The organism is Streptomyces sp. NPDC002499 (genome assembly GCF_053595415.1).
In genome coordinates, this window is sequence record NZ_JBSFXO010000021.1 from 72,406 (window position 1) to 86,609 (window position 14,204).

The 14,204-nt window shown below is 69.8% G+C and carries 13 protein-coding genes; 8 read left to right on the forward strand and 5 right to left on the reverse strand.

Annotated elements, in window-relative coordinates; all coding sequences use genetic code 11:
* Nucleotides 1-19: 19 nt before the first annotated feature.
* From ACWD5F_RS44280 to ACWD5F_RS44290, 3 genes are read right to left on the reverse strand one after another with little or no spacing between them, the layout of a single operon-like run.
* Entirely contained in the window at nucleotides 20-757 is a 738-nt protein-coding gene (locus ACWD5F_RS44280; RefSeq protein ID WP_451261801.1) for a thioesterase II family protein, read from the reverse strand.
* The gene (locus ACWD5F_RS44285) at nucleotides 754-2,004 is read right to left on the reverse strand and encodes a cytochrome P450 (protein WP_451261802.1); all 1,251 of its coding nucleotides are present in this window, start codon (nucleotides 2,002-2,004) and stop codon (nucleotides 754-756) included. Before ACWD5F_RS44285 ends, ACWD5F_RS44280 begins: the two co-directional genes overlap by 4 nt.
* Complete coding sequence (locus ACWD5F_RS44290) at nucleotides 2,001-2,312, reverse strand: phosphopantetheine-binding protein (RefSeq protein WP_451261803.1); 312 nt, start codon at nucleotides 2,310-2,312, stop codon at nucleotides 2,001-2,003. Before ACWD5F_RS44290 ends, ACWD5F_RS44285 begins: the two co-directional genes overlap by 4 nt.
* Nucleotides 2,313-2,819: 507 nt before the next feature.
* Between ACWD5F_RS44290 and ACWD5F_RS44295 the strand changes: the two genes are divergently transcribed.
* The 6 genes from ACWD5F_RS44295 (at nucleotide 2,820) to ACWD5F_RS44320 (ending at nucleotide 7,220) form a co-directional block, all read left to right on the forward strand.
* Nucleotides 2,820-3,656: a putative nonproteinogenic amino acid hydroxylase gene (locus ACWD5F_RS44295; RefSeq protein WP_451261804.1), complete on the forward strand. Its 837-nt coding sequence runs from the start codon at nucleotides 2,820-2,822 to the stop codon at nucleotides 3,654-3,656.
* 109 nt (nucleotides 3,657-3,765) lie between these two features.
* Nucleotides 3,766-4,095: a PadR family transcriptional regulator gene (locus tag ACWD5F_RS44300; RefSeq protein ID WP_451261805.1), complete on the forward strand. Its 330-nt coding sequence runs from the start codon at nucleotides 3,766-3,768 to the stop codon at nucleotides 4,093-4,095.
* 2 nt (nucleotides 4,096-4,097) lie between these two features.
* The gene (locus ACWD5F_RS44305) at nucleotides 4,098-4,466 is read left to right on the forward strand and encodes a DUF1048 domain-containing protein (RefSeq protein ID WP_451261806.1); all 369 of its coding nucleotides are present in this window, start codon (nucleotides 4,098-4,100) and stop codon (nucleotides 4,464-4,466) included.
* A gap of 217 nt (nucleotides 4,467-4,683) precedes the next feature.
* On the forward strand, nucleotides 4,684-5,670 hold the full coding sequence (locus tag ACWD5F_RS44310) for an ATP-binding cassette domain-containing protein (RefSeq protein ID WP_451261816.1): 987 nt from the start codon (nucleotides 4,684-4,686) through the stop codon (nucleotides 5,668-5,670).
* Nucleotides 5,667-6,485 (forward strand): ABC transporter permease, encoded by an 819-nt coding sequence (locus ACWD5F_RS44315; RefSeq protein WP_451261807.1) that lies wholly within the window; start codon nucleotides 5,667-5,669, stop codon nucleotides 6,483-6,485. Before ACWD5F_RS44310 ends, ACWD5F_RS44315 begins: the two co-directional genes overlap by 4 nt.
* A 192-nt stretch (nucleotides 6,486-6,677) precedes the next feature.
* Nucleotides 6,678-7,220 carry a hypothetical protein gene (locus ACWD5F_RS44320; RefSeq protein ID WP_451261808.1) on the forward strand — a complete coding sequence of 181 codons (543 nt, stop codon included), beginning with the start codon at nucleotides 6,678-6,680 and terminating at the stop codon, nucleotides 7,218-7,220.
* Between the two features lie 64 nt (nucleotides 7,221-7,284).
* Here ACWD5F_RS44320 and ACWD5F_RS44325 read toward each other — a convergent pair whose 3' ends face one another.
* Nucleotides 7,285-7,989, reverse strand: a complete 705-nt coding sequence (locus ACWD5F_RS44325) for a thioesterase II family protein (RefSeq protein ID WP_451261809.1) — start codon at nucleotides 7,987-7,989, stop codon at nucleotides 7,285-7,287.
* A 484-nt stretch (nucleotides 7,990-8,473) separates the two neighbouring features.
* Between ACWD5F_RS44325 and tap the strand changes: the two genes are divergently transcribed.
* Both tap and tpg read left to right on the forward strand, forming a co-directional pair.
* Nucleotides 8,474-10,558: a telomere-associated protein Tap gene (gene tap / locus ACWD5F_RS44330; RefSeq protein WP_451261810.1), complete on the forward strand. Its 2,085-nt coding sequence runs from the start codon at nucleotides 8,474-8,476 to the stop codon at nucleotides 10,556-10,558.
* A 4-nt stretch (nucleotides 10,559-10,562) separates the two neighbouring features.
* Nucleotides 10,563-11,117 (forward strand): telomere-protecting terminal protein Tpg, encoded by a 555-nt coding sequence (tpg, locus tag ACWD5F_RS44335; RefSeq protein ID WP_451261811.1) that lies wholly within the window; start codon nucleotides 10,563-10,565, stop codon nucleotides 11,115-11,117.
* 126 nt (nucleotides 11,118-11,243) lie between these two features.
* On the opposite strand, the gene ACWD5F_RS44340 is transcribed toward tpg, so the two are convergent.
* Nucleotides 11,244-13,628: a Helicase associated domain protein gene (locus ACWD5F_RS44340; protein WP_451261812.1), complete on the reverse strand. Its 2,385-nt coding sequence runs from the start codon at nucleotides 13,626-13,628 to the stop codon at nucleotides 11,244-11,246.
* Between the last annotated feature and the right edge of the window lie 576 nt (nucleotides 13,629-14,204).

The following is a 14,204-nucleotide window of genomic DNA, read 5'->3' on the forward strand; positions in this document are numbered from 1 at the left end:
CGACGGGTCGCGCGCCGTCTCAGCGCCACGAGGTCAGCAGCTTCAGCAGTTCCTCCGGGGCGTTCATGAAGTCGTGGTGTCCGCCGTCGAGGACCCGGAACTCGACCTGGTCCGCGTAGCGGCGCCACCCCTCGAGCTGGTCGAGGGTCATCTCGGGGTCGTCGCGCCAGTGCAGGACGACGACGGGGCATCCCACCGCGACCGGCTGTGTGCGCCGGTACTCGCTCGCGGCGGCGAGATCGCGCAGCAGCACGGCCAGGCCCACGTCGATCATGTCCGGGCGCGGTTCGATGCCCCGGCTGCGGACGACCGACTCCAACTCGGCGCGCAGTTCGGACTCGGTCATGGTGAGCATCCGGTCGCGCGAGGAGTCGTGCGGCGCGGGCTGGCCGGACACGAAGAGGCACTCGGGCCGGCGCAGGCCCCGTTCGGCGAGGCGGACCGCGGTCTCGTACGCGGCCAGTGCGCCCGCGCAGTGCCCGAAGAACGCGAACGGCCGGTCCAGGCGCGGCACGAGCTGCTCGGCCAGGCTGGCGGCGAGGTTGTCGTAGGTGCCGTAGTGGGGTGCGGCCAGCCGGTTCTCGCGGCCGGGGAACTGCACCGGGCCGATCTCGACGTCGTCGACGGCGGCCGGCCAGGCGCTGAAGGCCGAGGCCCCGGACCCGGAGTAGGGGAAGCAGAACAGCTGTGCGCGGTGGTCGGCGGACCGGGGCCGGACGAACCACGGCGACCTGGCGGTGAGGGAGCCGGATGTCATGGCGTCCTTCGTTTCTGGGCGACGATGGGCAGGTGGGTCAGCCCGGCGATGAAGTAGGACCGCAGGTGCTGCGGTTCGCCGGCGAGCTCGATCGACCCGAACCGCCGGGTCAGTTCCTCGAAGAAGATGCGCAGGGTCATCCGGGCCAGGGGTGCCCCGATGCAGAAGTGCGCCCCGAAGCCGAACGCCACCTGGCGTTTGGCGCCGTTGCGTGTGATGTCGAAGCGGTGGGGGTCGGGGAACTGGGACGGGTCCCGGTTGGCCGACCCGATCCAGGCGACGACCGCTCCGCGGGCGGGGACGGTGCCGCCGGCGATGCGGACGTCGTCCACCGCGTACCGCATGAAGTTGCAGGCGGCCGATGTCCAGCGCAGCCCTTCCTCGACCAGGTTCGGGATCAGCGAGGGGTCGGCCTGTGCCTTCTCGAACTGTTCGGGCCGTTCGATCAGTGCCTGCACGGTGCCCGAGACGGTGTGCGGGGTGGTGACGTTGGCGCCCAGGAGGATGCTGTAGCCGTCGAGGGCGATCTCCTCGTCGCTCAGCGGCAGGCCCGCGGGGCGGACGCTCATGAGGTGGTGGAGCAGGCTGTCGTCCTCGCCGCCGTCCGCCCGTCGCTCCTTGACCCATTCCTTGATGTAGGTGAGCAGTTCGTGGTGGGAGATGGCCAGGGTCGCGGCCTCGCTGCCGAGCCGGAAGTGCGGGTCCGAGGGGGCCGTCACCATCGCGGTCAGCCGGACCAGTTCCTCCCAGTCCTTCTCCGGCAGGCCCAGCAGGGGGCCTGTGACCATCGCCGGCAGGAGCAGTGCCTGCTCGGCCAGGTCGAAGGGCTCTCCGTCGAGCGCGGGCTGGAGGAAGCGCACGATCGTGGTGCGGATCCGGTCCTCCCAGGACCGCACCGCCCGCGCGGTGAGCCGGGCGCCGAGCGGTCTGCGGACCTCGGTGTGCCGGGGCGGGTCGGTGGAGGTCATCAGGGTGCCCGCCGCGACGTCGTCGACGCCGAGGTGGGTGACCACGGTGCCGCGCTCGGAGGTGAACTCCCGGTGGTCGCCGAGCACGCGGCAGACGTCCTCGTAGCGGGTGACGGACCACATCTCCCGCCCGTCGGGGAGGACCTGGTGGTGCAGCGGGGCCTTGGCCCGCATCACGTCCCAGACGGGGTGGGGATCGCCCCAGGAGTAGAGGTCCAGGTCGAACAGGTCGACGCGGTCGAGGTCGATGTCGCGTGCGGGGCCCGGCGTCAGCCTCACGTCCGTGTCCTGCCCTGCTCTATCAGCCCGGCGACCCGTGCCGGGGTCTGCGCCAGGTAGAAGTCCCGTACGGACAGCTCGACGCCGTAGTCCCGGGCGACCTGGTCGATGATCTTGATCCCGATCAGTGAGTTGCCGCCGAGCGAGAAGTAGTCGTCGTCCGGCCCGACCTCGCGGGAGCCCAGGTACGTCCCCCACAGTGCCGCGACCTCCTGCGCGAGCGCGTCCCGCGCGCCCGGAGGCACGGGCTGGCGCGCCGGGGACTCGTCCTGGCTGCCTCGCTGATGGACCTGCGGCGATGATTCCATTGCCGGCCTTTCCTTTCTCCGCCGAATCGGGAGTTCCTGCCCGGGCCGCAACGGCCGCTGGGGGTCCTTTCCGCTGCCCGCCGGCGAGATGGATGTCTTGAATGGCTGAAAGGAGTCCGGGAAATAATTCCGGCGACTTTTTCACACCCGGGGCCATCGCGACGTAAAGGTAATTTGCCGGAGAAGCGCTGCGCAAGGGATGCCGGTGCGAACACCCCGGCGGGCGGCTGCTGTCCCGCCGACGGGACAGGAGCCCTTCCCTCCCGCGCGCCGCGGTCTCCCGGCCGGCGGCCGGCTGCGCCGTGCCCGTGCCGTCCTGACCGGCCCGAACCGGATGTCCCGCTCGAGCGCGGCTCGAGAAATGCTAGGCGGCGGGGAATCGCGCGCGCGGACTGCGTCACCATCGCAGGGTCTCCGAGAGCCGTGGTGACGCACGGGGAAAATGCCCGGCGGCTTTCGGGCGGCCGGACGGCCGGACGGCCGGACTATTGAAAGGGAGGGGCTTCCTTGCTGAAGTCACAGAGGCTAGCGGTGCTGCCCATCGATTCGTACGACCTGGAATCCGAGTTTGCGGTCCTGGACGGGCACGAGTACGGAGGCGAATACGACGCCTTCACCTTCGGGTCGTGGTCGTCCCATGTACTGGCCAATGGCAGCGGCGCCGATTCCGACACCTCCTTCCGCCCCCACGGCGGCAACATGGCGCTGACCGAGCTGGGCAAGCGGCTGCCGGGCATCATGTCCCTGGTGAGCGCCCACTTCCCCCTGGACCGGTTGCAGTGGGTGCGCGTCTTCAGGGCCCGGGACGCGATCCTCGCCCCGCACGTGGACTTCCTGGAATGGGCCGAGCCGGGCACGAGGCTGCAGATTCCGCTGCGCACCGGCGAGGAGAACCTCCACTCCGAGAACGACGTCGTCTACCACCTGCGCCGCGGTGAGGTGTGGAAGATCCACACGACCGACCCCCACTCGACCCGCAGCTCCGCGGCGGAGGCCCGGCTCTCGCTCTGCCTCGACTTCCTGGACGCCGACGAGCCCGTCGCGATCCGCGGGGAGGTCCCCGCGGCCGAGCCGGTCCGCATCGTCGAGCGGCCCGAGGCCACCGGCGCCGAGCTCGAGGAACTCCTCGGCGCCGGCGGGCGGCTGACCCCGGCGTCCATGCGCGCGCACTTCCGCCGGTTCGCCGAGTTCCACTTCGAGCGGCGCGCGCACGCCGCCGCGACCTACGACTGGTACGAGCAGGCCGCGCGGCGCACCGGGGACGAAGGCGCGGTCGCCAGGGCCCGCGCCTTCCGTACGTACTGCATCGAGAAGCGGGCCGACGGGGAGGCGTTCCACTGGTGAGGCCCCCGGCCGCCCCTTCTTCGCTATTCCCTGTTGCTAGGTACCGGTAGTCAGTGTTACGTTGTACCGGTACTCAACGGCGCTGATTAGCGCAGGGAGGAGGTGCTCCATGGCCAAGCTGCTGACGGAGATGCTCAAGGGCACGCTGGAGGGCGTCATTCTGGCGTCGCTGTCGGGCAGGCCGGCCTACGGCTACGAGATCACGGCGCGGCTGCGGGAGCAGGGTTTCTCCGACATCGCCGAAGGCACCATCTACGCGCTGCTGCTGCGGATGGAGAAGCGGGGCCTGGTGGATGTGGAGAAGGTCGCCTCGGAGAAGGGGCCGCCGCGCAAGGTGCACTCCCTCAACGCACGGGGGCGGGAGTACCTCGAAGAGTTCTGGAGGACGTGGACCTTCCTCACGGAACGACTGGAACAGCTACACGAAGGGGGCAAGTGACCATGTCCGATGCCGAGAAGAGCGGTTTCATCGCAAAGGTGATCGGTCCCAAGAAGCGCTGGCGGGCCTACAAGGGGCGCGTGAAGGAGCTTCCCGACGGCTACCGCGGGGCGGTCGAGGCGATCGAGAAGTACCTGATGCACTTCGTGCCGACCGACGCCGACAGCAACGCCTCGATGTTCGAGGACCTCGCCGACCTGTTCGAGCAGGCCGCCGCGCAGGGCACACCGATCGCCGACGTCGTCGGCCAGGACCCGGTGGAGTTCGTCGACGCCTTCGCCCAGAACTACAACGAGGGCGGCTACGTCCCCGACCGCGCCCGCAAGCAGCTCACCGACGACCTCGCCCGCGCCGGGGCGGACGCGGCCTGAGGGCTGCGCACACCTCTCGCACCGGCGGTCCGTCCGCAGGGCCCTGAGGAGGCCCGCGGACGCAGGGGCGAGAGGCCGCGCGTGCCGCACGCGGACTTCGGCGCGGCGGCAGGACATCCTCCGCCGCGCCCGGGCCTGACCCACAAGGGCCGTCCTCATCTCATCCACCCCCACGTCACACCAGCCCGAACGGGAGGGCCCCATGCCTTCATCTGTCATGCCCACGACCGAGAAGAACGGCAGTTCCACGACGACGGCCGCCATCACCGCCACCGGCCTGCGCAAGGCCTACGGCGACAAGACCGTCCTGGACGGCATCGACCTGCACATCCCGGCCGGCAGCGTGTTCGCGCTCCTGGGCCCCAACGGCGCCGGCAAGACCACCGCCGTCAAGATCCTCTCCACGCTCATCACCGCCGACGGCGGCGAAGCCCGGGTGGGCGGCCACGACGTCGCCGCCGAGGCCCAGGTGGTGCGCGCCTCGATCGGGGTCACCGGGCAGTTCTCCGCGGTGGACGGGCTGATCACCGGCGAGGAGAACATGCTCCTGATGGCCGACCTGCACCACCTCTCCAAGGACGAGGGCCGGCGGGTCACCGCCGAACTCCTGGAGCGTTTCGACCTGGTGGAGGCGGCGAAGAAGCCCGCGTCGACCTACTCCGGCGGGATGAAGCGGCGCCTGGACATCGCGATGACCCTGGTCGGCAGCCCGCGGATCATCTTCCTCGACGAGCCGACCACAGGTCTGGACCCGCGCTCGCGGCACACCATGTGGCAGATCATCCGGGGACTGGTCTCCGGCGGCACGACCGTCTTCCTCACCACCCAGTACCTGGAGGAGGCCGACGAACTCGCCGACCGCATCGCCGTCCTCAACGACGGGAAGATCGCCGCCGAGGGCAGCGCCGCCGAACTCAAGCGGATCGTCCCCGGCGGACACGTCCGGCTCCGCTTCACCGACCCGGCCGCCTACCAGTCGGCCGCCGCCGCCCTGCGCGAGACCACCCGCGACGACGAGGCCCTGACCCTGCAGATCCCCAGCGACGGCACCCAGCGCGAACTGCGCTCCATCCTCGACTGGCTGGACACGGCCGATGTGGAGGCCGACGAGCTGACCGTGCACACCCCCGACCTCGACGACGTGTTCTTCGCCCTCACCGGCCCCGCCAACGCCACCACCCAGTCCAAGGAGAACGCCCGATGAGCGCCACCGCGGCCCCCGCCCGCCCCACCCGCTTCTCCCTCGCCGTGCGCGACTCGAACACGATGCTGCGCCGCAACCTGCTGCACGCCCGGCGCTACCCGTCCGGCACCCTGAACCTGCTGATGGCGCCGATCATGCTGCTGCTGCTCTTCGTCTACATCTTCGGGGACGTGATGAGCGCGGGCATCGGCGGCAGCGGCGCCGACCGCTCCGACTACATCGCCTACATCGTCCCGGGCATCCTGCTGATGACCATCGGCAGCACCGTGATCGGGGCCGCGGTGTACATGTCCATGGACATGAGCGAGGGCCTCATCGCCCGCTTCCGGACCATGGCGATCCACCGCAGCTCCATGATCATCGGGCATGTCGTCGGCAGCGTGCTGCAGTGCGTCGCCAGCGTGGTCCTCGTCAGCGCCGTCGCCCTCGCCATCGGCTTCCGCTCCAAGGACGCCACGGCCCTGGAGTGGCTCGCGGCGTTCGGCCTGATCGTCCTGTTCGCCCTGGCGTTCACCTGGATCGCGGTCGGCATCGGCATGGCCAGCCCCAATGCCGAGGCGGCCGCCAACAGCGCCCAGCCGCTGATCCTCCTGCCGCTCATCTCCAGCGCCTTCATCCCGGCCGACACGATGCCGGGCTGGTTCCAGCCCATCGCCGAGTACCAGCCCTTCACCCCTGCCATCGAGACCCTGCGCGGACTGCTCCTCGGCACCGAGATCGGCAACAACGGATGGATCGCGATCGCCTGGTGCCTGGCCCTGACCGTGCTCGGCTACCGCTGGTCGACGGCACAGTTCAACCGCGACCCGAAGTGAGTGCACGGGCCGCCCCCGCGGCCCGTCCCTCCCGGGCGGCGCACACCGGCACCACGTCGGCGTACGCCGCCCGTCGCCGTCCCCGCCCCTGCCCGGCGGCAGGCGCGCTCCCGCGCCGCGCGGGCCGGCAGCACACACCCGAAGCAGACGACCGGCAGCACACACCCGAAACGGACGAAGGGAGGCCGGACGATGAGGACACGGCAGAGCCGACCGCACACCGGCCCCGGGACCCTCGCCGCCTTCGCCCGCTTCGTGCTCTGCGGCGGCGCGGTGGGGATCGCCTCCAGCCTCACGGTGGCGGCCGCCGCCTCCTGGATGCCCTGGCCCCTGGCCAACGCCGTGGTCACCGCGCTCTCCACACTCCTGGCCACCGAACTGCACGCCCGCTTCACCTTCGGCGCGGGCGGACGCGCGACCCGCCGCCAGCACGCGCAGTCGGCCGGATCCGCGGCGGCCGCGTACGCCGCGACCTGCGGGGCGGCACTGCTCCTGCACCTGCTGGTGACCGCGCCCACCGCCGTGCTCGATCAGGCCGTCTACCTGTCCGCCTCCGCACTCGCCGGCCTCGCACGCTTCACCGTGCTGCGGCTCGTCGTCTTCGCACGCACCCGCCCGCGGCCCCGGCCGGCCACCTGCTCCGCGGCCGTACCCGTCACCCGCGCCCCCCGGCCCCTGCCCGCGGCCGGTGCCGCGCCACCGGCCGGCCCGGCGGCGCTCTGCCCCGCCGCCTGACCGCCGGACCGGACACAGCGCCGGATCGCGAGACTCCTGGCCGGCGGCCCTGCGTGAGACACCGTCAGGAAGCGGCCGCGTCGGCGAGCAGCCCCTCGGTGACGGCCGCGGCCACCCCGCCGACGTGGTCGGCGAGGTAGAAGTGGCCGCCGGGAAAGACCTCGAGGGCGAAGTCGCCGCCGGTGTGCTCCCGCCACATCCGGGCCGCCCCGACCGGCACCATCGGATCACTGTCCCCGACCAGGGCGGTGATCCCGGCGGCCAGCGGCTCTCCCCCCTGCCAGCGGTAGGCGTCCACGAGCCGGTAGTCGGCCCGCAGCGCCGGCAGGATCATCTCCAGCACGTCGGGACTGTCGAGCATGTCCTGATCGGTGCCGCCCAGCGTGCGCAGCTCGGCCACCAGCTCGGCATCGTCGTAATGGTCGCGGAGAAGACCCCTGCGGACACCCGGCCCGCCCCGGCCCGAAAGGAACAGCCGCCGGGGGCCGGGCAGTTCGCCCTGCGCCAGCAGCCGGGCCGTCTCGAAGGCGAGAAGCGCCCCCATGCTGTGGCCGAACAGGGCGTACGGTCGTCCCGGATCCGCGGCCAGCACACGGGCCAGCTCCCCGGCCACCGCCTCGACCAGCGGGGCCAGCGCCGTGAACGGCTCCTCGGCATACCGGTCCTGACGCCCCGGATACTGCACGGCCACCACATCGAAGTCCGCCGGCAGCGCCCGCGCCAGCTCCACGAACGCCGTCGCCGAGCCCCCCGCGTGGGGGAAGCACACGAGCCGCGGCCCCCTCCCGGGCGTGGTGAAACGTCGAAACCACGTGCTGTTCACTGTCGGCCTCTCCCTAGGACTGCGATCGGACCGGTCGACCGACCGGGTCCGGCCCCGCCGGCCGCGCGCCCCCACGCCACGAACAGGATCTGATCTGCGGGCCGTACGGGAACCGGCTGCACGCAGCACGAAGGCCCGCCGGTGCCCTCGGGGGATGTGGGGCATCGGCGGGCGTCGGTGCGCCCCGCGAGAGTTCGTGGCCCTGCGTACCGGAGCTTCCGAACCGAGCATCCCGCCCCGGCCTCGACGGCCACTCGCAGGACGGTGGAGCCGGAGCGACCGCACGTAGACCGGCCCCAGCCCCACGGGCCAGGGACGGACCGTCCTGCCTGCGCCGGTCCGACAGGTCGAATAGAACCCGATCGGGTTAAGAGAATGAGTTAAATGAAGGGGTAAGGGCTGCTAGTGTCCGGGGTGGAGGTGGACACGTATGGCATCCGAGGAAGAGCTGTTCGCGTCGGTCGACGCTCTGCTGGAGGAGGAGCCGCAGCTCCCGTCTCCGGCGGAACGAGCCCGACTGCGTGAGGCCGCGGGCATCACGCAGGCCCGCCTGGCGCAGGCGTTGAAGACGACCACGCAATCGGTGAAGAACTACGAGAACGGCCGCTCGGAGCCCAAGTCGCCACGCCTGGAGGCGTACCAGCGACTGCTGACCGGATGGGCGGCGAAGTACCCCGCCCATCACACCCCCGCCCCGGCTCCCGCGCCCCGACCGGAGCCGGCCCCTCGGACGACCCCTCCCGCCGGGCCGGAGCCGGAGACCACCGCACCGCTGACACCTCAACACCCGATCCGTCCGGCGCCTCCGTCACGGCGGCATCCGGCCGCGGCGAAGACGGCTGCCGACCCGCGATTCCCGCACGGCCCCCTCGCTGTACTGGACGGTGACGGCTGCGCCTACGGCACGGACGGCATCGTGCTGGACTGCCCGGCGACCACCATCCCGGAACTGGTGCAGTGGACACTGCGCGAGTCCGGGCTGGGGGCAGCGAAACTGAACCGCCACGGCAAGGACTCCGACCCGCTGATCGTGCTCACCGCCGCCGCCGCCGTGAAACTGGGACTGCCCGAACGTCTGGAGGGCCACGAGCAACGCCGCTCGCTGCGCCTGCCCCAGGACCACCCGGTCGTCAAACAGGTGACGAAGGCGAAATGGCAGCTCACCCAGCGCGGATTCGGCCCGTGGGCACGCATCTACCGCAAGGCCACCGGAAACCAGCGACAGTGCGTACAACTCGCGGTCCTGTCGTGGGACGCCCTCGACGAGCGGTCGTGGCCAGGTGTCACGGACATGGATGCGGCCGACATCGCCCGCGTCCTTGGCACCTACGCGATGCGGGTCATCACCCCGCGCGGCTCCACCGCCGTCTCCGGCCTGGAACTGATGACGGCACTGCGCCCGCCCACCAAAGCCGTACAGGACCCGGCCACCGGGAACTGGGTGTCCGGACACAACCCCGGTTCACTGGGGACGGAACCGATGGACCCGGCGCCACCGGAGGCCACCCCCGAGCACCCCGTGGTCGTGAACTCCGGCTGGACGGGCGGCTTCCTCAACGAGGAGGCCTACCAATGGGTGCGCGACGTCGACCTGCTGACGGACCAGGAATGCACGCTGCCCTTCGCCGTCGGCCTGGACCTCAACACCGCCTTCCTCGCGGCCGCGGCCCGCCTGGTCGTCGGCCTGTCCGCCCCGGACCACTTCCACACCCCGGCCTTCAACCCCAAGATCCCCGGCTCCTGGCTCGTCGACCTCTCCCACATCGAGGCAGACCCCCGCCTGCCGTCGCCATTCACACCGACCGGCGAACGCCCGCAGGGACCGGCCTGGTACCAGACCCACACCGTCGCCTACGCCCAGGAACTCGGCCACAACATCCACCCGATCGAGGCCTACCTGCGCCGCGAGACCGGCGCCTACCTGGACCCGTGGCACGACCGGCTCAAGACCGCATACATCGACACCCTCGCCGACCTCGGCGTCACCAAAGGCCTCACCGACGAACAGTTCCTGGCAGCGATGGAGCAGCACAAACAGGCCGACCCGGCGATGGCCGCCGTACTCGCCGCCATCAAGGCGACCGTGAAGGGAGGGGTGGGCAAACTGCGTGAACGCCCCCAGGGCACGAAGTACAAGGAGGGCGAGCGATGGCCGGCCCTCCAGCGGCCGACCTGGCGCCCCGACATCCGCGCCGCCGTCATCTCCAAAGCCCGGGTCAACATGCACCGCAAGCTGAACAACATGGCGAAGATGACGGGCCTGTACCCGCTGGCCGTGCTGTCCGACTGCGTCGTCTACCCCAGCCCCGGCGACAGCCCCCTCGCCTTCCTGCCCTACGCCGCATCCGGCAAGCCGCAACCCGGTGCCTTCCGCCTGGGATCCACCCCGGGCCTGGCCAAGCTGGAAGGCGTCCAGACGATGCTGTGGGCGGTCGACCTGATGGAGCAGGGCTTCAACCCGGCCCGCCACATCAAGGGCGACGGCCACGACGCCACGTTCGACGAAGGAGAGTAGAACCGTGGGGGACATCGACGAAGCCTTGGACCGCGCCGGCCGGGAAGCGTTCACCAGGCAACCGCCCAAGACCCTCAAAGGACAGATCAGCTACCTGCTGAAACAGCTGAAGACGACCAGGGCCGTCGCAGCCGAACTCGGCATCACCCCCGACTCCGTCAACCGCTACCGACGCGGCGCCCGCACCCACCCGCCCCGCCACATCCAGGAACGGATCGACCACGCCGTACGCTCCCGCTGGCAGCCCCTCATCCGCAAGCGCCGCCGCCAAAAGGCCGCCGCCACCGACGGGATCACCGTGGAGACCAGAGCCCGGTTCGGCTACAGCGCACCAGCCGGCACCACCGACGACGGCCGCTTCCGGCGCCTGACCGTCCACCTCCCCCCGGAATACGCGCGCCGCCTGTTCGACGCCCGCGAACAAGGCGCCAACGACCAGCAACTACGCGACATCGTCGCGGAAGGACTGCAAGAGGTGTACTTCAAGGACAACGGACGCCGCGCCGCAGGCCTGGAAGTCGCCCTCAACGACATCGACTACTTCGACGTCTCCTTCTGACGGTCCAGCCCACGGGCCGGCGGCGTCCAGCAGGGAACCCACAGCAGAGGGAGTGCGGGCGGCGGGCGAGGGCATCGGGCGCCGCACTGGCGGGCCGCACGGCTCGCCGACACACGAGTGCCAATGTCAGGTCGCCGCCCACTCCAGACCCAGGCCTGCCAACTGCTGGAGTTTGTCGGCACCGAGCTTGGCGCGCCTGCTCTTGCTGTTGGACAGGAACACTCCGAGCTTGACCTCGGCCCCGTCCTCCAACTGCTCCACGTGGTTCCTGGGAACTGTCACAGAGCCGGTACGGGCCTTGTACTGCGCCAAGGCCGCAACACCCCGCTCGAAGGCGCTCAGGGCACCCTGGGGGGACTTCGCGGGCGGCGCCAGCTCCGGTGGCAGTGGTACGACGCCGATCGCCTCCAAGAGCTCGCGCTGCCCGTTCAACAACCCTGTCCAGACCGTGTGCTGACGCTGCTTGAGCAGCCACCGTCCGACGTCCTGGCCATGAATGGTCACACCGGGCAGGACATCGGTCTGGTCCTCATCGCACAGCAGCTCCCGCACAGCGGCATAGTGCCGCTGCCAGTCCGCCGACCACACCGGGTTCCAGTGCTCATCGACCTCGCGCAGTGCCCTCTCCCATTCGGGGCGTCCGTCCAGCGCACCGGGCCGTCTCAAATTTGCGAGCCACATCCCCAACGGCCGATCCAGCATGCTCGCGGACCGAGGTGCGCACAGCGTCCAATGCTGCTCGTAGTAGGCCTTGGCGGCTTCGAGGTTTTCCTGGAAGCGTTCATCCGCGAGACTCCAGACCATGCCGAGTTGTTCGAGCCGACGGGCGCGTTGGCCGGTCATCTGCCCGGCTGTGTAGGCGCGTCGTTGTTCTGCGATCCACTGTCCTAGTGGTGTGGCGCCTTCGCGGTGTCCGTAGGGGACTCGGGCGTTTCCGACCCGTTCGACGTATGTCTTCAGTTTCGCCCAGGCGCGGGCCCAGTCCTGGCGTTCGGTGTCGATCACGTTGAAGGAGACCCAGTCGGCGACCATCACCGGGTCGCGTGGGGCGGCGAAACGGAGCAGCAACCGTGATTCGGCTTCGCCTTCCTCGGGCGGCGTGCTGATGTTCACGGACGGTTGGGCGACATCCTTCTGAGGCTCCTGGGGAATGGCGAGCAGCTCGACGGCTTCTTCATCGTGAGCGCGCAGACCTTCCAAGACCTTCACCAACGGGCGATACGACCCCGAGGTGAACATATCCTCGGGCATCTCTCCGGGCTGGAGGAAGACAGGCACGATCAAGGAGGCGATTTTGCCCTGTCCCGGCTTCTGACGAAGTGCCCTGCCGATGGCTTGGACGATGTCGTGCGGCGCGCCCTTGGGGTCGAGTAGGGCGACGGAGTCCACGGCTCTGATGTCGACACCCTCGCCCAGGACCCGGCAGTTGGAGAGCACGGCCCACTGCGCCGTGGTCCCGAACGAGCCGAGAACCTTCTGTCGGTGTTCGGGGACGTGCTCGCCGCACAGCCAGTTGGCCCAGATCCGAGCCGGGTACGTCTCCGGCTGATCAGCGTGCAGCTTGGCCGCCACGCGCTCCAGGCCCTCCGCGTAGGCCTGCGCCTCGATGGTGCGGTGGTGGAAGGTGATGCACGTCGACAGGTCGTACTGCCCCATCGTGTGCAGCAACGCGGCCTGGAGGGCTCCGAGCCGCTGCCCGCGCACCTCTTCCGTGTGCCGCCCCTCGCCCATCAGCTTCTCCGGGGTGACGACCGGGTCCTTCAGCTCCAGCACGATGATCTGGTACCGCGCCAACAGCCCCCGGGAGACGGCAGACGCCAAGCTGAGCTTGTAGAGGACGGCCCCGAAGACGGTCTCGTCGTCCATGGACGCAGCCATCTCTCGCGGCAGCGGGTCACGGACACCTTCGGCAATCTCCCGGTTGAGCCGCTCTTCCCAGATCCTCGGTGTGGCCGTCAGGTACAGCCGGCGTGCTGCCGGGATGACGCTCTGATCATGGATGGCCGCCCAGGCCTTACCCATCGAACCACTTGTCCTGTGGGCCTCATCAACCACCGCGAGGTCTACTCGATCAAGCTTCTGACCGTAGGCGCCCTCGAAAGCCTCCGCCAGAACACCCAGAGACGCGTAGGTGGCGTAGATGGTCACGGGCCCGGAGCCGTGCCACAGCGCCAACTGGATCGGGTTCGTCGTGGAGCGCACCTTCAACGACCACAGCTCCGGGTCGTCCTGGAGCGAACACACCGCCACCGCCGGCCCCTTGTGCCCGGCCTCGTCCCACGCCCTCACCGTCTGCGCCAGAAGATCCAGCGTCGGCACCAGCACGAGCACACGCCCCCGGGGCACAAGCCGCCTCGCCGACGCGGCAGCCACGATGGTCTTCCCCGTCCCACACGCGGCGTGCACCTGCCCACGAAGACCATTCCAGGGAATACCGCCCGGCGGAACATCAAGACCGCGCACAATGGCGGCAACGGCCTCGATCTGGTGATCACGCAACTTCACGGCCATGCCCCGTGCTCTCCTTTTCGCGGAATGCAGCGCGTAGCAAATGGAATCCAGGCGCAAGGTGCGCGGCGGTAGGGGTGTAGCATCTGATCCCAGACTCTACACAGTGATCACTCATGATGCATAATCCGCGCACTAACTTCTGCGCCCGAGGGTGAAAGCCGACTCAATCTCATCCATGAACGGCCGATTACCCTATATGCTGACAAGGCGTTCGTAAACACGTCGGGACAGTCAGAGGATGGGGGAGGGGCTCAGGGTGGAGCGCAGCGGAACCCGTCGCTACCGTGAGGCCGGCACCCCGTCACACCCGTTGCAGGGGTAGTAGCTGGGAATCCCAAGCCCTACACAGACCCGCGCGTGATGCACCGCCCCTTGTAGCCAGCCCCAAGAATCCCGCTTGCGGGATTCTATCAATTCGCGCTTGCGCGAATTGAAACGCATTCAGAATTCCGCTTGCGGAATTCGATTCCCGCGCTTGCGCGGGAATCTGGCGGAGCGTCAGCGGAGCCGTTCTTTCGGCGGGAGTGAGATCGGCGAGATGCCGCGGCGGCTTCTTGGCTCCGCGCGGGGCTACGA